Raw genomic sequence first — 17,449 nt, forward strand, 5'->3', positions numbered from 1 at the left:
CACCGCCGGGTGCGGGCGGTCCGGGGCTGAGCGCGCCGTTCCCCGCGCCCCTGAAGCACCCGCCGCTGCGGCACCCCGCCGACGCCGGGTGCGGGTCTCACGTGGCTGAGCGCGCAGTTCCCGCGCCCCTGAGGCGCGCGTAGCGGCGGGCAGTCGTGCCGCTTGGGGCGATGGGCGCAGCGGCACCCCCCGCGCGGGCTGCGGAACACCTTCCGTTCAGGTGACCCACGTCACGCCTCAGGGCTTCCGCCCAACCCCCACACCCTCCCTGACCGCGTCAGAAGCACCGGTGCCGACCGCCGGAGGCACACTCACCGCCGTCGGCGCGGAAGCCGAAGGCTTCACACCTACGCCGAGCCCGTCGCAGTACGCCTCGACCCGCTCCGCACCCCCCGCCGCAGCGACCAGCCGCTCCCAGACCGGCGCCTCCAGCGCCCGCCCCCGCCCGGCGACCCGCTCGTACGCCCGGCAATGCGCCTCGACGGACCCCGCCGGCTCCGCCCGCCCCGAGCCACGCTCCTCATCGTCCTCCGCCTCCGTGGCGGACGCCGACGGCGAAGCCTCCGGAGTCTCAGGCACACCAGCGGCACCGGACGACGCCTCCGGAACCACAGGAACCGCGGGAGAAGAGCTCGCCGACGCCGACCGAGTCGGCCGCGGCTCCTCGGACGGCCCCCCGCCCGGCACCCCCGCCGCGTGGATCCCCGCCCACGCCACCCCGCTCAGCGCACAGCCCGCGGCCAGCGCCCCCAGCGTGGCCCGCAGGGACCGCCCGCCGAACCGCCGTCGAGAGGCGCGCCAGTCGTCCCGGCGGCGGGTGCGCGCGCCATGCGCCCCCGACTCCCGGGCGGCCACGAACGCGGCGACGGCCCGCTGCTCGGCCCCGGCGTCCCCGCCGTCACGCACCAGGGCGGCGACGAGCAGCGCCTCCAGCCGGGCCATGTCATCGGCCGGCACCTCGACGGAGACGGGTGCGGCGCGCCCGGCGCCGGCCGTCACGCCCACCGGGCGCCCGGAACGCTGTGGGTGCACACGCCGACGGCCGGCCCGCCCGCCGTCGCTCTGCCGTTCACCCATGTCCGATTCCGTCCCTGCACTCGTGTCGGCCTGTCCGGCCTGTCCGGTTCCGCCCGTGGCCCTACGGCCCCGCAGCCGGGGCCCGGTGACGCCGCGGCCCCTCCCACCAGGAGGGACCCCGGTCCGGCCCCGACAAACGGATACGTTCATTCCGCCCGGCCCGTTCAGCCGCCGGGGCGGCCGCGGAGGCCGTGCCGTCCGGCGTGACCGCCGTTCCGGCCCACGGTCACGTCGACTCACCCAGCGTCCTGGGCGCCTCATCCGTCACACCGTCGGCCGCGAGCTGCTTCGCCAGGCGCCGCAGACCCCGGTGCGCGGCCGTCCGTACGGCGCCCGGCCGCTTGCCGAGCACGCGGGCCGCGGAGGGCCCGTCGAGGCCCACGACGACCCGCAGCAGCACCGCCTCGGCCTGGTCCCGCGGCAGCCGGCCCACGAGGGCGAGGGCCTGCTCGGTGGACATGGCCTCCATCGCCTGGTCGTGCGTGCTGTGCGGGGCGGGCAGCTCCAGCACGTCCTGCTCCAGGACCGATGCGCGGGGGCGTACGCGCTGGCGGCGCAGGTGGTCCAGGGCGCGGTGCCGGGCGATGGTGGCCGTCCAGCCGCGGAAGCCGGCGCCGTCGCCCTTGAAGCGGCCGAGGTCGCGGGCGATCTCCAGCCAGGCGTCCGACATCACGTCCTCGGCGTCGGCGCCGACCAGTCCGCGGACGTACGCGAGGAGTCCGGGCTGCACGAGCCGGTACGCCACGGCGAACGCGGCCTCGTCGCCCTGCTGGGCACGCGCGACGGCGTCACCCAGCTCCCCGTCGAACGCCTGCGTGCGGCGGGATTCCCCTCCGTGGCCCAAGAACCGTCCTCGTCCGTACCGAGCGCGATGCGCCTCGCATGACGTGTGCACGTCCATCCGTGTCACGCCCCCAGCGACCTCAGCGTGCACGGCGGCCAAAGTGTCACAGGTCAACGCACGTCCCAGCCCTCACACGGCCCTCAGGCGCCCCCGGCCACTGCCCACCGAACGCCCCGGGCCCCCACGAGGCCCGCCCGTGGGGGGGCCTCGCCCGGCGACGCACTCGGCCAACCGGCCGTCGTCACACGAACGCAGGCCCAGAAGACGCCGGCCGCGAGGCACAGGACGACAAGGCGTGCCGTCCAGGTGTCCCTCTCGATCGCCAGGCGGATGGTCCGCCAGAACTCGCTCCCCATGGACCGGCCTCCTCGCCGTCGCGGAACGGACGGCCGGTGACCGGTCAGCTCACTTTGTACTGCAGGGCCACACCCGAAAACGTCACACGGCGGGTCCGCCCTTCACGGGTGCCGCGCCCCCGCCGTCGCGTCCCGGCACATGAGGCGGAGCGAGCCGTCGTGGGTGTAGCAGCGGCGGGCCTCCTCCATGGGGTCCCAGAGGCGGCCGTCGGGGGTGCGGACCCAGTGTTCGCCGCCGGAGGCCCACCACTCGCCGCCCGTCTGGCGCACGATCACCTCGCCCGCGTAGGCCCCGAAGCCGCGCAGCACCAGCTCCACGGCTGCGTACGGGGCCGACTCGCGGCGGATGTCCTCGATCATCCGGTCGACGCTCCACAGACTGCGCGCCGAGTAGTCGAGGCGCATCCGTGCGCCCTCACGCATCGCCGCCACCGCGTCCGCCGCCCAGCGGACCGGCTTCGTCGCCGCCGAGGGCCTGGTCTCCTGCTGTGTCGTCACAGTCGTCACACTCTGGAGAGCGCTGCGGCGAAGCGTTTCGTCACCCCGATCCGGCGGCTTCCCACAACGGGTGCACGACCGCCCCAGGACACTCACAGGGCCGTCGCCACATGTCCTCGAAACGGGCCTCCGACGGAGTGTCAGGCATCGCGGCGGCTGCGGCGCGAGACCGCCGCGCGCAGCACCCTGCGCCCCTCCGTGGACACCTCCAGCGCGCTGCGCAGTCCGGCGGCCCCGTGCGCGGCGACGAGTTCCAGGACGGCGGTCTGCCGGCGCAGTTCCGCGGCGAACAGCGGCGACAGCCCGTCGGCGCACCCCTCCCGGCGGGCGGCGTCCAGATCCACGTCGCCCGCGCCGTCCAGCAGCAGATGGATCCGCAGCGCGCCGTCCGAGCACCCGTCGGCCCACTGCCGCAGCGCCGTCCCGGAACGGTCCAGGGGCGCCGTGGCGAGCATGCCCCGCGCCAGCTCCGCCGCCTCGCCGGCGCAGCCGTCCCCGGCCTCGCCCGCCGCCGCGTCCAGCTTCTCGCGGGTCTGCCGGAGCACCTCGCCCCAGTCGCCGTCGTCGGGACCCTCCGCGAGGGTGCCCCACAGCGGCCGCAGCGCCTCGTCGTCACCGCCCAGCAGCGGCACGCACCGATCCAAACAAGCCACCCCGCTGGCGGCCAGTCCGCGCTCGTCGGCCTGTGCGATCAGTTCCTCCAGGCTCATCCACGCCTCCCTCCCGCGGGTCCGCAGGCCCCCTGATGAGGCCGTGACGGGCCTCGTCGCTCACGGAGCCCGCATTTCCCCTTACTGCGTGCGACAAGCCGGGAGTGTCACTCGGGCACCACGCGCAACACGTCGAGCAGCCGGAAGAAAACGTTTTCGGCCATCGGTGCGGGGTCGGCGGTGAGCACCTTCAGGACGTCCTCGACGGCGACCTCGCGCCCGGCCTCCTCGGCCCAGAAGACGGCCCGCTCGGCGGCGTCGGCGGGGTCCAGGAAGTAGTCGTCGACGGTGAGCCCTTCCTGGCGCCCGTCGAGGTAGCCGGCCATCGCGTCCCGGCCGAGGCAGGCCGTCCACACCCCGCTCTCGGGGGACGCGGCCTCCACGGCCACGCATTCGCCGTTCATCACGTAGCCGAACAGCGCGGGCGCGCCCGTCTCCTTCGCCAGTTCGTTCATGCTGCCCAGTTCGCCCTCGCGGCCCGGCAGCTCCCACACCTGCCAGCCGTCCGGGGCCTCGGTGCGCAGGGCCGGCTCCCCGCCCGCGCCGGCCAGCGCGTCCAGTCCGGCCAGCGGCCGCCCGGCGCGGCCCACGACGAAATAACCCCAGTAGCCCATGTGCCGGTGTTCCCCCCGCATGTCGGTTCCCGGCCCGGCGCGCCGAGCCGTCGGCTCGCCCAGAACATCACCACAGCCGTACGGGGGTTCGCAGGCGTTCGCGGCAATCCGTCAGCCGAGCCGGCCCGCCAGGGTGCGGAACTCGGCCCAGGACAGCGCGGGTTCGCGCGCGTCCCACAGCTTCTGCGCGAGGGCCCGCAGCGGCATCCGGATGCCCGCCGCGACCTGCTCCTGCGTCTGGGAGCGGGGCAGGTCGCCCCAGATGGCGAAGGACCCGCCGAGGATCTGCCGGTCGTACGTCGCGGGGACGGGGGTGGTGCCGCGCAGCACCCGCGGCGTCCACTGCTCGTAGATGCGCTCGCCGGTCGGATAGACGAAGGTCAGCGGCTCGCCGAGGACGTAGTAGAGGAACTCGTCGTTGTAGTTGACGACGTCGCGGCCCTCGGCCAGGTACTCGGCGGGCTCGCGCGCGCCGATCTCCTTGCCGGTCCAGTAGGCGACCGTGATGTCCTCGTCGGCCTGGACGGACCCGCCGGGGAAGAAGCCGTCGTTCCAGGCGCGGGGGACGCGGTCGTGGGCGCGGACGGTGGCGGCGCGGTCGTTGAGCCAGCCGGTGGTAAGGTCCTCGACGGTGGCGCCGGAGCCGTACCTGTCGCGGGCCGCGGAGGCGAGACCGGGGAAGGTCGCCTCGGGGTCGGACACGACGAGCGCCTGGTACTCGTCGCCGCCGAGGTGCCACTGGTCGCCGGGGAAGAGGCCGGCGTACTCGTCGAGCAGGTCGTCGACGATCTGGGCGGACTTCGGGTTCGCGATGTCGATGGCGCCGCGCACCGCCTCGCCGTTCGTCCTCCGCAGCTGGAGGTCGGGGTGGGCGTCGATGACGGCGCCGAGGTGTCCGGGCGAGTCGATCTCGGGGACGACGGTGATGTGCCGGCTCTCCGCGAGCTCGACGATCTTGCGGACCTGTGCCTTGGTCAGATGGTCCTTGGAGACGATCTCCGGGTGCGAGTCGGACTCGATGCGGAAGCCCTGGTCGTCGGAGAAGTGCAGACCGAGCTCGTTGTACTTCAGGTCGCCCAGCTCGCGTATGCGGTCCTCTATCCAGCCGGCGTCGTAGTGCTTGCGCGCGATGTCCAGCATCATGCCGCGCCGCGGCTTGGCGGGCTCGTCGCGCACCACGCCCTCGGGGGCGGCGCCGGCGCCGGACATCTCCTGCTTGAGCGTGCGGGTGCCGTAGAAGACGCCCGCCTCCCCCGGCCCGCTGACGGTGACCCGCCCGCCGCGCACGGTCAGGGTGTACGACTCCGGGTTCGCGCCCCCGTCCCGGTTCAGCTCCAGCCGTACGTCGCCGGGCCGCTCGTCGTCCTTCTCCCCCGCGTACGTCAGCCCCAGCTCCTGGGCGGTGAGCCTGCCCTCGTCCTCGAGCGCGGGGTCGGACACGACCACCCGGTGCCCGGAGGCGGCCCGCCAGCCGGGGCCGCGCTCGGCGGTGTGCTCGCGCACGGCGGGTATGGTCCGCGGCGCCTCGGACAGCGGGTAGCTGCGGGTGGGGCTCGGCGTCGGCGACGGCGAGGAGGGGGCGGCCGCTGGACCGCCGTCGTCCCCCGAGGCCCACAGGCCGAGGCCCACCCCGGACGCCACCACCACCGCCCCCACGGCCACGGCGACGGCGGCGGCCCTCCGCCGCCTCGCCGTCGCCTCCGCACCGGGACCGCGCCTGCGCTGACCGTGCTGCCTGTGCCGACTCACCCTGCCAACGTACGACCCGTTCGGGTGAGAGGCGTCCACAAGACGTTCCCAAACTCTGCCGTCCGGGTGAAATGAGGGTACCGATCGGACACGTCTCGGACTCACTCGATAACGTGACGTCACAACTCTCACAGCATCTGCCAACGACACTCACGCGACGCCCACGAGGACCCACGCTGCCTGCGCACCGACTCCCAGACCTCCCCGGCCGAGTCGCCATACCCGAACAGTCCCGCGGCACGCCCGGAACCCCACCCCCGCTGGAGTGGTTCAACACCGCTCCCGGGCCCGACGCCGAGCGCGCCCTGCTGTCCTGCCTGCACAGCCCCCGCTGGGCCCGCCTGCTGGCCGGCCACCGCCCCTACCCCGACGCGGCGTCCCTGCTCGCGGCCGCGGACGAGGCGGCGTACGACCTCTCCCCCGAGGAGATCGCCGAGGCCCTGGCCTGCGAATCCCTCCCCGCGCTCCCCGAGGACACCTACTCGGCCGCCCACACCGCCCTGAACGCCGCGCACGCGGCCTACGAGGCCAAGTTCGGCCACGTCTTCGTCCTCTGCCTCGACGGCGTCCCCGAGGACGAGATCCTCGACCGCGTCCTGGAGAACATCCGGTCACGATTGGCGAACGATCCGGAGGAAGAACACACGGTCACGAGGGACCAGCTCCGCCTCCTGGCCAGGGAGCGTCTGAACAACGCCCTCAGGGGCGCGGGACTGTAACGAGGTGCGGCTCCGCCGCGTGGGCGCGAGCAAGCCGCCCAGCCGCACCCGGCAAATGGCCACAAACCCCCCGCGCCAGTAGCCGCGCCCGAACCCGGCCCCCCTTTTCGGGTGCAAGTTTGATCACACCGGCAGGCCCCCCGTAAGCGCCGCAGGCAACCGTCGCTACCATGCTGGGGGCCGGTGGACCGTACCCGGCCGGGCCCGACCGACAAGGAAAGCCGGCGCGGCCCCAATCCCCGCTCCCGGAGGAAATTTCCGTGCCGGCTGGAACGCTGTACCGCGGCCGGGAAGGAATGTGGTCCTGGGTGGCTCACCGAGTCACCGGCGTCCTCATCTTCTTCTTCCTGTTCGTTCACGTGCTGGACACCGCTCTCGTGCGGGTGTCCCCGGAGGCCTACGACGAGGTCGTGGCCACGTACAAGACGCCGATCGTCGCGCTGCTGGAGTACGGCCTCGTCGCCGCCATCCTCTTCCACGCGCTCAACGGCCTGCGTGTCATCGCCGTCGACTTCTGGATCAAGGGCGCCCGGTACCAGAAGCAGATGCTCTGGACCGTCGTCGCCGTGTGGATCGTGCTGATGCTCGGGGCGATCTACCCCGTCCTCGGCCACGCCGCTCGTGAACTGTTCGGGAGCTGACGCAGATGTCCACGACTGAAACCTCCGCCTCGGGCGTCGGCCCCGTCGAAGGCGCCTCGCTGTACTCCGTCGACAACCCGGCGCCGGTCATCGAACCGCCGCGCAAGCGGACCAGGAAGACCCCGAAGAGCACCCGCGGCAACTTCGAGCTGGCCGCGTGGCTGTTCATGCGTCTGTCCGGTGTCGTCCTGGTCGTGCTGGTCATCGGCCACCTGCTGATCCAGCTGGTGCTGGACGGCGGCGTCTCCAAGATCGGCTTCGCCTTCGTGGCGGGCCGCTGGGCGAGCCCCTTCTGGCAGGTCTGGGACCTGGCGATGCTGTGGCTGGCGATGCTGCACGGCGCCAACGGCCTGCGCACGGTCATCAACGACTACGCCGAGCGGCCGAACACCCGCCTGTGGCTCAAGGGCCTGCTCTACACGGCCACGGTGTTCACCATCCTGCTGGGCACGCTGGTGATCTTCACCTTCGACCCGAACATCCGCTAGGCACGGGGCTGCGAGAATCATGAAGATCCACAAGTACGACACCGTCATCGTCGGCGCCGGTGGCGCCGGTATGCGGGCCGCCATCGAGGCGACCAAGCGCAGCCGCACCGCCGTGCTGACCAAGCTCTACCCCACCCGCTCCCACACGGGCGCCGCGCAGGGCGGCATGGCCGCCGCGCTCGCCAACGTGGAGGAGGACAACTGGGAGTGGCACACCTTCGACACGGTCAAGGGCGGTGACTACCTGGTCGACCAGGACGCCGCCGAGATCCTGGCGAAGGAGGCCATCGACTCCGTCCTCGACCTGGAGAAGATGGGCCTGCCGTTCAACCGCACGCCGAACGGCACCATCGACCAGCGCCGCTTCGGCGGCCACTCCCGCAACCACGGCGAGGCCCCGGTCCGCCGGTCCTGCTACGCCGCGGACCGCACCGGCCACATGATCCTCCAGACGCTGTACCAGAACTGCGTCAAGGAGGGCGTGGAGTTCTTCAACGAGTTCTACGTCCTGGACCAGCTGATCACCGAGGTCGACGGCGTACGGAAGTCGTCCGGCGTCGTGGCGTACGAGCTGGCGACCGGCGAGATCCACATCTTCCAGGCGAAGTCCGTGATCTACGCGTCCGGCGGCACCGGCAAGTTCTTCAAGGTGACGTCCAACGCGCACACCCTGACCGGTGACGGCCAGGCCGCCGTGTACCGGCGCGGACTGCCGCTGGAGGACATGGAGTTCTTCCAGTTCCACCCGACCGGCATCTGGCGCATGGGCATCCTCCTCACGGAGGGCGCCCGCGGTGAGGGCGGCATCCTGCGCAACAAGGACGGCGAGCGCTTCATGGAGAAGTACGCGCCCGTCATGAAGGACCTCGCCTCCCGCGACGTCGTCTCCCGCTCCATCTACACGGAGATCCGCGAGGGCCGCGGCTGCGGTCCCGAGGGCGACCACGTCTACCTGGACCTCACGCACCTCCCGCCGGAGCAGCTGGACGCCAAGCTGCCCGACATCACGGAGTTCGCGCGGACCTACCTCGGCATCGAGCCCTACACGGACCCGATCCCGATCCAGCCCACCGCCCACTACGCGATGGGCGGCATCCCGACCAACGTCCAGGGCGAGGTGCTGGCGGACAACACCACGGTCGTCCCCGGCCTGTACGCGGCTGGCGAGGTCGCCTGCGTCTCCGTGCACGGCGCCAACCGTCTGGGCACCAACTCGCTGCTGGACATCAACGTGTTCGGCAAGCGGGCCGGTATCGCGGCCGCGGAGTACGCCCAGACCGCGGACTTCGTCGACCTCCCGGAGGACCCGGAGTCCTTCGTGGTCGGGCAGATCGAGCGGCTGCGGTCCTCCACCGGCAACGAGCGGGTGGCCGAGCTGCGCCGCGAGCTGCAGGAGACCATGGACGCCAACGTCATGGTGTTCCGCACCGAGCAGACCATCAAGACGGCGGTCGAGAAGATCGCCGAGCTGCGCGAGCGCTACAAGAACGTCGCCATCCAGGACAAGGGCAAGCGGTTCAACACCGACCTGCTGGAGGCCGTCGAGCTGGGCAACCTGCTGGACCTGGCCGAGGTCATGGCCGTGTCCGCGCTGGCCCGCAAGGAGTCCCGCGGCGGTCACTACCGCGAGGACTACCCGAACCGCGACGACGTCAACTTCATGCGCCACACGATGGCGTACCGCGAGGTCGGCGCCGACGGCACCGAGACCGTCCGTCTGGACTACAAGCCGGTCGTCCAGACCCGCTACCAGCCGATGGAGCGTAAGTACTGATGGCTACCCCTGTTCTGGACAAGGCGGACGCGGCCGGCTCCCCCGAGCCCGGCTTCGCCGACTCCCCCTACATCACCGTCACCCTGCGGATCCGCCGGTTCAACCCGGAGGTCTCCGCGGAGGCGACCTGGGAAGACTTCCAGCTGGAGATCGACCCCAAGGAGCGTGTCCTCGACGCGCTGCACAAGATCAAGTGGGACCTGGACGGCACGCTGACGTTCCGCCGCTCCTGCGCGCACGGCATCTGCGGTTCCGACGCCATGCGGATCAACGGCAAGAACCGTCTGGCGTGCAAGACGCTGATCAAGGACATCAACCCCGAGAAGCCGATCACGGTCGAGGCCATCAAGGGCCTGACGGTCCTCAAGGACCTGGTCGTGGACATGGAGCCGTTCTTCCAGGCGTACCGGGACGTGATGCCCTTCCTCATCACGAAGGACACCAACGAGCCGACGCGCGAGCGTCTGCAGTCCGCCGAGGACCGCGAGCGGTTCGACGACACGACCAAGTGCATCCTGTGCGCCGCGTGCACCACGTCGTGCCCGGTGTTCTGGAACGACGGCCAGTACTTCGGCCCGGCCGCGATCGTCAACGCGCACCGCTTCATCTTCGACTCGCGTGACGAGGCCGGCGAGCAGCGCCTGGAGATCCTCAACGACAAGGACGGCGTGTGGCGTTGCCGCACCACGTTCAACTGCACGGACGCCTGCCCGCGCGGTATCGAGGTCACGAAGGCGATCGCCGAGGTGAAGCGCGCGCTCATCACGCGCCGCTACTGAGGCACCGCGCCGTACATCCCCGAGGGCCCGTCTCCGATCCGGAGACGGGCCCTCGGGCGTTCCCCGGTGCGGGCGGGTGGTGCGTACGCACCAGGCGGCGCGCTCCTGTGCTGCGTACGCACCAGAGGCAGCCATCCCCGAGGACGATGCCCGGCCGGTGGCGGGCCCGGAGGGTGGGAGTATGCGCACTTCCGTGAACAGGGCCCCTAGGCTGGGCCGCGTGCTGCCGACACCGGACACCGCGGACACGGGGGTGCCGCGTCCCGGGCGGCGCCGGGAAGGCGCGGTCGCGGCGGCCGCGTTCGTGGTCTGTCTGCTCGGCGGGACCGTGCGGGTCGAGGACACCCTCACCGCGCCGCCCCTCGCCGCCTGGCTGCTCGCCCTGGTGTCCTGCGCCGTACTGCCCGCGCGGCACCGGCGTCCCCTGGCCGTGCTGGCCGTCACCACGGCGGCCGGTGTCGTGGCCCAGCCCCTCGGCCTGGTGCTGAGTCCGCTCGTGGCCGCACCCGCCCTGGTCGCCGCCTATGCCTGCACGCTGCACGTCCCCGGAGAACGGCGTGCGGCGGGCGCGGTCGCGCTGGCCGCCGTGGCCTTGCTCGCCGGGTCCGAGCCGCTGTCCGGGGACCACTCCTGGCGGGACGCGAGCCGGATGGGGACGGTGGTGGCGGCGCCGCTGGTGGCGGGGCTGATCGGGCACGCGGTACGGACCCGGCGGGCGTATCTCGCGGCCGTGGAGGAGCGGGCGCGACGGGCCGAGGAGAGCAGGGAGCTGGAGGCGCGGCGGCGGGTCGCGGAGGAGCGGGTGCGGATCGCCCGGGAGCTGCACGATCTGGTGGCGCATCAGATCACCCTGGCCAACGCCCAGGCCACGGTCGCCGCCCACTTCTTCGACAGCCGCCCCGAGCAGACCCGCGTCAGCCTCCGCGAACTCGTCGAGACCACCGGGCACGCCCTGGACGAACTGCGGGCCACGGTAGGGCTGTTGCGGCAGACCGGGGATGCCGGGGACGCGATGGCCCCCGAGGACCCGGCGCCCGGTCTTGCGCGGCTGCCGGACCTCCTGGAGTCGTTCCGGCGGGCGGGACTGGAGGTGGCCGTGCGGGAGGAGGGCCGGGCGCGGGCGCTGCCGCCGGGCGCGGATCTCACGGCGTACCGGATCGTGCAGGAGGCGCTGACCAACGTGACCAAGCACGCGGCGGGCCGTGGCGCCCGGGTGGGGCTCGACTGGGGCGGCGGGCGGCTGACCGTCACCGTGTCCGACGACGGGGGCGCCCCGGCAGGCCCGCCGGCCCTGTCGGACCGGCCGCCCGGGTACGGGCTGATCGGCATGCGGGAGCGCGCCGCGGCGGTGGGCGGGGAGCTCACGGCGGGCCCGCGCCCGGAGGGGGGCTTCCTGGTGACGGCGCGGCTGCCATTGCCGCCCGTACGGGACGGGGACATGCCGGAAGCGACGGACGAGGGGCGGCCGGCATGACACTGCGGATGCTGCTTGCCGATAACCATGAGGCGGCGCGTCTCCCCCGCGACCTGCGGCCGGACGGACGCCTCCTGCCGCACCGTGGGACGCGGCGGACGCTGAGGAGGCGGGGCGAATGTCCGGAGCCGACGGACGAGGGGCGGACGGAATGACGCTGACGGTGCTGCTCCCGGACCACCGGGCGGCTGCGCGGCTGACCCGTGAACTGCGCCCGCACGGACGCCTCCTGCCCGTGCGGAACACTGACGCCGAGGAGACGGTCACGGACGGAGGACGGACCCCATGACGCTGAACGTGCTGCTCGCCGACGACCAGGCGCTTCTGCGTGGCGCCTTCCGGCTGTTGCTGGAGAGCGCCGACGGCATCGGCGTCGTCGGTGAGGCCGGGGACGGGCGGGAGGCCGTGCGGCTGGCACGCGAACTGCGGCCGGATGTCGTGGTGATGGACATCCGGATGCCGGAGGTGGACGGTCTCGCCGCCACCACCGAGATCTGCGCGGACCCGGACCTGCGGGACACCCGCGTGCTGATCCTCACCACGTACGAGACCGACGAGAACGTGGCCCAGGCGCTGCGCGCGGGGGCCGCCGGGTTCGTCGGGAAGGGCATCGGCGCCGAGGACCTGGCGGACGCCGTGCGGACGGTCGCGGAGGGCGAGACGCTGCTGTCGCCGGCCGCGACCCGCTCCCTGGTCGCCCGGTTCCTCGCCGCGCCGGCCGGCGCCCCTCCGTGGGACGCCGGCCGGCTGGACGTCCTCACCCCGCGCGAGCGCGAGATGGTGGCGCTGGTGGCGACCGGCCTGTCCAACCAGGAGATCGCCGAGCGGATGGTCCTCAGCCCGTTCACCGTCCGCGCCCATGTGCAGCGCGCGATGACGAAGCTGGAGGCCCGCGACCGCGCGCAGCTCGTCGTCATCGCCTACCGGACCGGCCTGGCGCGGGTCACCCCGGAGGACGGGGCCGGACGCTCCTCGTAGTCCGGCAGGGTCAGGGCGGTGTGGGCCGGGCGGGGCCGGGAGGAGGGCAGCGCGTGCAACGTCCGCAGCCGGGCGTCGCGCTGCTCCAGGGCCGCGGCCGTGACGGGGAAGAGCGTGGCGCCGCCCTCGTCGACGAGCGCCTGGTTGGCCGTCACGTACGGGCGCATCCGGTCCTCGTACGCGGCGAAGGCCGCCGTGTGGTCCCGGTGGGCGGCCAGGGCGTGGGCGAGGACGTAGGCGCCGGACAGCGCGAGGCTGGTGCCCTGCCCGGTGAGGAAGGACGGGGCGTACGCGGCGTCGCCGACGAGGGCGGCGCGCCCCCGCGTCCAGCGGGGCATGCGGATCTGCCCGGCCGTGTCGAAGAACAGGTCGTCGGTGTCGCGCACGGCCGCCACCATGCGCGGAATCTCCCAGCCCTCGCCCGCGAACACCTCGGCCACGAGCGCGCGTCGGGCGTCCGGGTCGCGGAGGGCGTCGCGCGGGGGTTCGGGGCGGTGGAAGGTGAGGAAACCGTGCACCTCGGGTCCGTCGCCGGTGGCGTAGAGGGCGGCGGCCTTGCCCGGGGTGTTCCAGAGGACCAGTTCGCGGGCGAGGCGCGCGGGGTTCGGCAGGGTGAAGAGGGCGAAGCAGTGGGCGAGGTACCGGTGGTAGCGGTCCTCGGGGCCGAAGAGGGCGGCCCGGGTGGCCGAGTGCATGCCGTCGGCGCCGATCACCAGGTCGTACGTGCTCTGCCGCCCGCTGCGGAAGGTGACGTCGATGCCGTGCGCGGCCGGGTCGAAGCGGGTGACGGAGTCGCCGAAGAGGAACTCCACGTCGTCGCGGACCAGCCCGTACAGGGCGTCGGCGAGGTCACCGCGCCGGATCTCCAGGTCGCGGGGCTCGCCCTCGTAAGCGGAGGCTCGGAGGGAGGCGACGGTGCGGCCGGCGGCGTCCAGGAAGGTGGCGCGCCGGGGAGCGACGTGCGCCTGGCGCAGCCGCGGCCACAGGCCCATCCGGCGGACCACCTCGGCCGCGGTGCCGCGGATGTCGACGGGGTAGCCGCCGCCGCGCGGGGCGCCGGCCTTCTCCACGACGGTGACCGCGAACCCGGCCCGGTGGAGCCAGTACGCGAGGGCGGGTCCGGAGACGCCGGCTCCGGAGATCAGGACGGTGCGCGGGGTGGTCATGGACGGGTCCCTTCCTTCACGGGGGCGGGGGCGGGCTCTGCGGGCTGCGGGGAACGGGAGGCGCGTGTGGCGCGGACGAGGAGCAGGCCGAGCGCGGCGGTGACGCCGGTGACGGCGAACCCGGTGGTGAAGGCCGCCTCGGCGGGCACGTCCGTACGGGCGTCGGTGCCCGCGGCGAGCAGCGCGCCCGCGATCTGGGCGCCCACGACCACGCCGATCACCCGGGTGACCACGAGCAGGCTGGTGGCGATGCCGGTGTCCCCGGGGTCGACGGCGGTGGCGGTGCCGGCCAGCAGGGCGGTGGTGGCGAGGCCCGCGGCGAACGCGGTGAGCGTCTTGGCGAGGACGAGTTGCCAGGCGGAGTCGTGCTGGGCGGCCAGCGCGAACATGGTGGCGGCGGTGGCGAGGGCGGCCGCGGCGACCACGACACGGGCGCCGAACCGCCGGGAGGCGACCCCGCCGACCGCGTCGCTCATGGCCCCGACGACCGCGCCGGGCAACAGGTACAGCCCGATCTCCGAGGTGTCGGCGTCGAAACCGTAGCCGTCGCCCGAGACGGCGAGGAGCTGCGGCAGCAGCAGGGTGACCATGCCGAGGGTGACGGTGACGAGCAGGGTGAGCAGGCATGCCTGCCACATCGCGGGCCGGGCGAGCATCCGCAGGTCGACCATCGGGGAGACGGCCCGGCGCTCGACGCGCACCCAGACGGTGGCGAGCACGGCCACGAGCACCAGCAGCGCTCCCGCGGCGAGCGGCGGAAGACCGCCCCCGGTCAGCAGGACCAGGCCGAGCATGAAGGCGAGCAGAGTGGCGCTCAGCAGGACCACGCCGGGCCAGTCGATCCGCTCACCCCGCCGGACCGGTGCGTCGGACGGCATCAGCCGCGCCACGAACAGGGTCGCCGCGACGACGACGAGGGTGGGCAGCACGAACATCCAGTGCCAGGACAGATGCTCGGCGATCAGTCCCGCGCCGAGCATGCCGACCATGCCACCGCCGGTGAAGAGGGCGACCACCACGCCGATCGCCGCCTGGGTGCGCCCGGCCGGGAGATGGGCGCGGACCAGGATGAAGGACAGCGGCAGCACGCCGACCATGGCCCCCTGGAGGACCTGGCCGAGCAGCAGCAGCGGCAGTCCGGGGGCCAGCCCGGCCAGCAGTCCGCCGGCGGCGACCACGGCCATCAGCCGCAGCAGGACGCGTTTGCCGCCGTAGCGGTCGCCGAGCTTCCCGGCGACGGGGGTGAGGACCGCGCCGGTGACGAGCAGGGTGTTGGCGACCAGCGCGCCCTCGGAGGGGCCGAGCCCCAGTTCGCGCTGGAGCAGCGGGAGGGCGGGCTCCACCACGGACTGGAGCGCGCCCAGGGCGAGCGCCAGCACCCCGAGGGCGGCGATCGCGGGCCGCCGCAGCCGCGGCGGCGGAAGGAGGGTGTCGGACATGGACGTCCCGCTTTCTCGTAGGGGTCGGTGAGCACGTCCCACGGTTCCGCCCGGCACCCCTCGCGGGCATCGTCGCCCGTCACCGTCTTCGCCTGGTGCGTACGCACCAGTTGAGGCGCGGCCCTGGTGCCGGGACACGACAGGAGCCGTCATCGCCAAGCGAGTTGAACATGTTCAAAAGAAGGCGCTACAGTCACCCCCGTCAGCGTTTTGAACGCGTTCAAGAAGGGGTGGGGCATGGACCGCACCGTCATCGCCTACGTCATCTACCTGGTCGTCAGCATCGGACTGACCGTCTGGGTGGCCCGCACGCTCAGCCGCAACGGGCGGGTCTTCCTCGCCGACGTGCTGCACGGCAACGAGAAGCTCGCGGACGCCGTCAACCACCTCCTGGTGGTCGGCTTCTACCTGGTGAACCTCGGCTTCGTCGCCCTCTACCTGAGCGACGACGACACCGTCACCGACACCCGTGGCGTCTTCGAGGCGCTCTCGGCCAAGCTGGGCGTGGTGCTGCTGGTCCTGGGCGTGATGCACCTGGCCAACGTGTACGTGCTGAACAAGATCCGGCGGCGCGGGGTGATGGAACGGGAGCAGAACCCGCCGGTCCCCCCGCAGGCCTGGACCACCCCGGCGGCCCAGGCATGAACGCGGTCGCCGACGGGCCGACACCCCCAGGGGCGCGGGGGACTGCGCGACAAGCCCCCGGCGGCCCGCACCCGGCGTACGACACTGCGAGGCACCCTCTCGGCCGCGGGTACGACGCCGGCCGCGTCCCGGTCCGCCGTCTGACCGTGCTGTACGACGCGGGCTGCCCACTCTGCACCCACGTCCGCGACTGGCTCGCGCGGCGGCCCCAGCTCGTCCCCCTGGAGTTCGTCCCGGCGGGGTCGCCCGCCGCCCAGGCCCGCTTCCCCGGCCTCGACCACCGAACCACCCTCGACGAGATCACCGTGGTCGGGGGCGGCGGCCAGGTGTACCGGGGCGCCGCCGCCTGGATCGTCACCCTGTGGGCGCTGCGCGACCACCGCCGGGTCGCGCACCGGCTGAGCACCCCGTCCGGGATGCGGTTCGCCAAGGGCGCGGTGCTGGCCGCCGCCAAGTGGCGCGGGGCGGCGACCGCGAGGGGCGGCCGCGTCCACCGGTCCGGCGAGGGCTGGACGTACGACCCGCGCGACGGCTGGCACTACACCCCGCCGGGCTGCGGCTCCGACGCCTGCGCCGCCCCGTAGCCCGCGCGCGGCGGACGTTAGGCTCTGTTCCCGTGCCCGAGAAGAACGACCGCCCCGACCCCGGCGCCCACCTCAGCAAGTCCGAGCAGACCCGCGCCCTGATCCTGGAGACGGCCATGCGGCTGTTCCAGGAGCGCGGCTACGACCGGACCACCATGCGGGCGATCGCCAAGGAGGCCGGGGTCTCCGTCGGCAACGCGTACTACTACTTCGAGGGCAAGGAACACCTGATCCAGGGGTTCTACGACCGGATCGCCGCCGAGCACCAGGCGGCGGTCCGGGAGATCCTGGCCCGGGAGACCGACCTGGAGGCCCGCCTCGCCGGCGTGCTGAAGGCCTGGCTGGACATCGCCACGCCGTACCACGAGTTCGCGGTGCAGTTCTTCAAGAACGCCGCCGACCCGGACAGCCCGCTCAGCCCGTTCTCGCCCGAGTCGGAGCACGCGCGCGAGGAGGCGATCAGCGTGCACCGGGCCGTGCTGGCCGGGACGAAGACCAAGGTTCCCGAGGAACTGCGGGACGTCCTGCCCGAGTTGATGTGGCTGTCCCAGATGGGGCTGTGCCTGTACTGGATCTTTGACCGCACGGAGGGCCGGGAGCGCAGCTACCGGCTGGCCGAGCGGGGCGCCCGGCTCACCGCGCGCGGTGTCGCCCTGGCCCGGTTCCGGGTGCTGCGGCCACTGGTGCGGGACGTGCACGAGCTGTTCACGGAGTTCCTGCCCGGGATGACCCGGGCGCTGCCCGACCCCGCCGGCCGGAAGAACTCCGGCCGGCGGGGCAAGGGCCCGGGGGACGACGGGGAGGAGCGCCCAGGCGACGAAGACTGACGTCGCCGTCGGCCGTCACCGTCGGCGGTCTCCGTCGGCCGTCACCGTCGGCGGTCTCCGTCGGCCGTCACCGTCGGCGGTCTCCGT

Annotated in this window: 19 protein-coding genes; 11 read left to right on the forward strand and 8 right to left on the reverse strand. The window is 73.2% G+C overall.

Translation table 11 applies throughout. The features are described from left to right. Positions 1 to 237 precede the first annotated feature (237 nt). The 6 genes from ACQY0Z_RS02785 to ACQY0Z_RS02810 form a co-directional block, all read right to left on the reverse strand. Positions 238 to 1,077: a hypothetical protein gene (locus ACQY0Z_RS02785; protein ID WP_439811790.1), complete on the reverse strand. Its 840-nt coding sequence runs from the start codon at positions 1,075 to 1,077 to the stop codon at positions 238 to 240. A 226-nt stretch (positions 1,078 to 1,303) separates the two neighbouring features. Next, the gene (locus tag ACQY0Z_RS02790; RefSeq protein ID WP_189898678.1) at positions 1,304 to 1,921 is read right to left on the reverse strand and encodes an RNA polymerase sigma factor; all 618 of its coding nucleotides are present in this window, start codon (positions 1,919 to 1,921) and stop codon (positions 1,304 to 1,306) included. Between the two features lie 458 nt (positions 1,922 to 2,379). Continuing rightward, complete coding sequence (locus ACQY0Z_RS02795; RefSeq protein ID WP_189898679.1) at positions 2,380 to 2,775, reverse strand: hypothetical protein; 396 nt, start codon at positions 2,773 to 2,775, stop codon at positions 2,380 to 2,382. Positions 2,776 to 2,915: 140 nt separating this feature from the next. Continuing rightward, the gene (locus ACQY0Z_RS02800) at positions 2,916 to 3,485 is read right to left on the reverse strand and encodes a hypothetical protein (protein WP_439811791.1); all 570 of its coding nucleotides are present in this window, start codon (positions 3,483 to 3,485) and stop codon (positions 2,916 to 2,918) included. A 107-nt stretch (positions 3,486 to 3,592) separates the two neighbouring features. Next, positions 3,593 to 4,099 (reverse strand): hypothetical protein, encoded by a 507-nt coding sequence (locus tag ACQY0Z_RS02805; protein ID WP_439813340.1) that lies wholly within the window; start codon positions 4,097 to 4,099, stop codon positions 3,593 to 3,595. A 111-nt stretch (positions 4,100 to 4,210) separates the two neighbouring features. After that, complete coding sequence (locus ACQY0Z_RS02810; protein ID WP_189898959.1) at positions 4,211 to 5,761, reverse strand: family 20 glycosylhydrolase; 1,551 nt, start codon at positions 5,759 to 5,761, stop codon at positions 4,211 to 4,213. Positions 5,762 to 5,961: 200 nt separating this feature from the next. Between ACQY0Z_RS02810 and ACQY0Z_RS02815 the strand changes: the two genes are divergently transcribed. The 8 genes from ACQY0Z_RS02815 (at position 5,962) to ACQY0Z_RS02850 (ending at position 12,701) form a co-directional block, all read left to right on the forward strand. Further along, entirely contained in the window at positions 5,962 to 6,567 is a 606-nt protein-coding gene (locus ACQY0Z_RS02815) for a 2-oxo-4-hydroxy-4-carboxy-5-ureidoimidazoline decarboxylase (RefSeq protein WP_254586997.1), read from the forward strand. A 260-nt stretch (positions 6,568 to 6,827) separates the two neighbouring features. Further along, positions 6,828 to 7,208, forward strand: a complete 381-nt coding sequence (sdhC, locus tag ACQY0Z_RS02820; protein ID WP_093769371.1) for a succinate dehydrogenase, cytochrome b556 subunit — start codon at positions 6,828 to 6,830, stop codon at positions 7,206 to 7,208. 5 nt (positions 7,209 to 7,213) lie between these two features. Further along, complete coding sequence (locus ACQY0Z_RS02825) at positions 7,214 to 7,696, forward strand: succinate dehydrogenase hydrophobic membrane anchor subunit (RefSeq protein ID WP_093769370.1); 483 nt, start codon at positions 7,214 to 7,216, stop codon at positions 7,694 to 7,696. Between the two features lie 19 nt (positions 7,697 to 7,715). Next, positions 7,716 to 9,470 carry a succinate dehydrogenase flavoprotein subunit gene (gene sdhA / locus ACQY0Z_RS02830; protein ID WP_189898682.1) on the forward strand — a complete coding sequence of 585 codons (1,755 nt, stop codon included), beginning with the start codon at positions 7,716 to 7,718 and terminating at the stop codon, positions 9,468 to 9,470. Continuing rightward, positions 9,470 to 10,249: a succinate dehydrogenase iron-sulfur subunit gene (locus ACQY0Z_RS02835; RefSeq protein WP_189898683.1), complete on the forward strand. Its 780-nt coding sequence runs from the start codon at positions 9,470 to 9,472 to the stop codon at positions 10,247 to 10,249. The genes sdhA and ACQY0Z_RS02835 overlap by 1 nt, the downstream gene beginning before the upstream one ends. Before the next feature lie 193 nt (positions 10,250 to 10,442). Then, a complete protein-coding gene (locus tag ACQY0Z_RS02840) occupies positions 10,443 to 11,723 on the forward strand; it encodes a sensor histidine kinase (protein ID WP_439811792.1) in 1,281 nt (426 codons plus the stop codon). A 118-nt stretch (positions 11,724 to 11,841) separates the two neighbouring features. Next, a complete protein-coding gene (locus ACQY0Z_RS02845) occupies positions 11,842 to 12,012 on the forward strand; it encodes a hypothetical protein (RefSeq protein WP_189898685.1) in 171 nt (56 codons plus the stop codon). After that, positions 12,009 to 12,701 (forward strand): response regulator transcription factor, encoded by a 693-nt coding sequence (locus tag ACQY0Z_RS02850; RefSeq protein ID WP_189898686.1) that lies wholly within the window; start codon positions 12,009 to 12,011, stop codon positions 12,699 to 12,701. The genes ACQY0Z_RS02845 and ACQY0Z_RS02850 overlap by 4 nt, the downstream gene beginning before the upstream one ends. Here the strand turns inward: ACQY0Z_RS02850 and ACQY0Z_RS02855 are convergent. Then, on the reverse strand, positions 12,644 to 13,867 hold the full coding sequence (locus ACQY0Z_RS02855; RefSeq protein ID WP_381726299.1) for an FAD-dependent monooxygenase: 1,224 nt from the start codon (positions 13,865 to 13,867) through the stop codon (positions 12,644 to 12,646). The two genes, ACQY0Z_RS02850 and ACQY0Z_RS02855, sit on opposite strands and share 58 nt — an antisense overlap. Continuing rightward, on the reverse strand, positions 13,864 to 15,306 hold the full coding sequence (locus ACQY0Z_RS02860; RefSeq protein WP_439811793.1) for an MFS transporter: 1,443 nt from the start codon (positions 15,304 to 15,306) through the stop codon (positions 13,864 to 13,866). Before ACQY0Z_RS02860 ends, ACQY0Z_RS02855 begins: the two co-directional genes overlap by 4 nt. Positions 15,307 to 15,543: 237 nt before the next feature. On the opposite strand from ACQY0Z_RS02860, the gene ACQY0Z_RS02865 reads away from it, so the two are divergent. The 3 genes from ACQY0Z_RS02865 to ACQY0Z_RS02875 all read left to right on the forward strand — a co-directional run bounded on the left by ACQY0Z_RS02865 (position 15,544) and on the right by ACQY0Z_RS02875 (position 17,362). After that, positions 15,544 to 15,951: a hypothetical protein gene (locus ACQY0Z_RS02865; protein WP_347224764.1), complete on the forward strand. Its 408-nt coding sequence runs from the start codon at positions 15,544 to 15,546 to the stop codon at positions 15,949 to 15,951. A gap of 146 nt (positions 15,952 to 16,097) precedes the next feature. After that, positions 16,098 to 16,535 (forward strand): thiol-disulfide oxidoreductase DCC family protein, encoded by a 438-nt coding sequence (locus tag ACQY0Z_RS02870; protein ID WP_439811794.1) that lies wholly within the window; start codon positions 16,098 to 16,100, stop codon positions 16,533 to 16,535. A gap of 32 nt (positions 16,536 to 16,567) precedes the next feature. After that, positions 16,568 to 17,362 (forward strand): TetR family transcriptional regulator, encoded by a 795-nt coding sequence (locus ACQY0Z_RS02875; protein WP_254587004.1) that lies wholly within the window; start codon positions 16,568 to 16,570, stop codon positions 17,360 to 17,362. Positions 17,363 to 17,449 lie beyond the last annotated feature (87 nt).

This window comes from Streptomyces sp. P9-2 (assembly GCF_051903975.1).
Taxonomy (GTDB): domain Bacteria; phylum Actinomycetota; class Actinomycetes; order Streptomycetales; family Streptomycetaceae; genus Streptomyces; species Streptomyces cellulosae.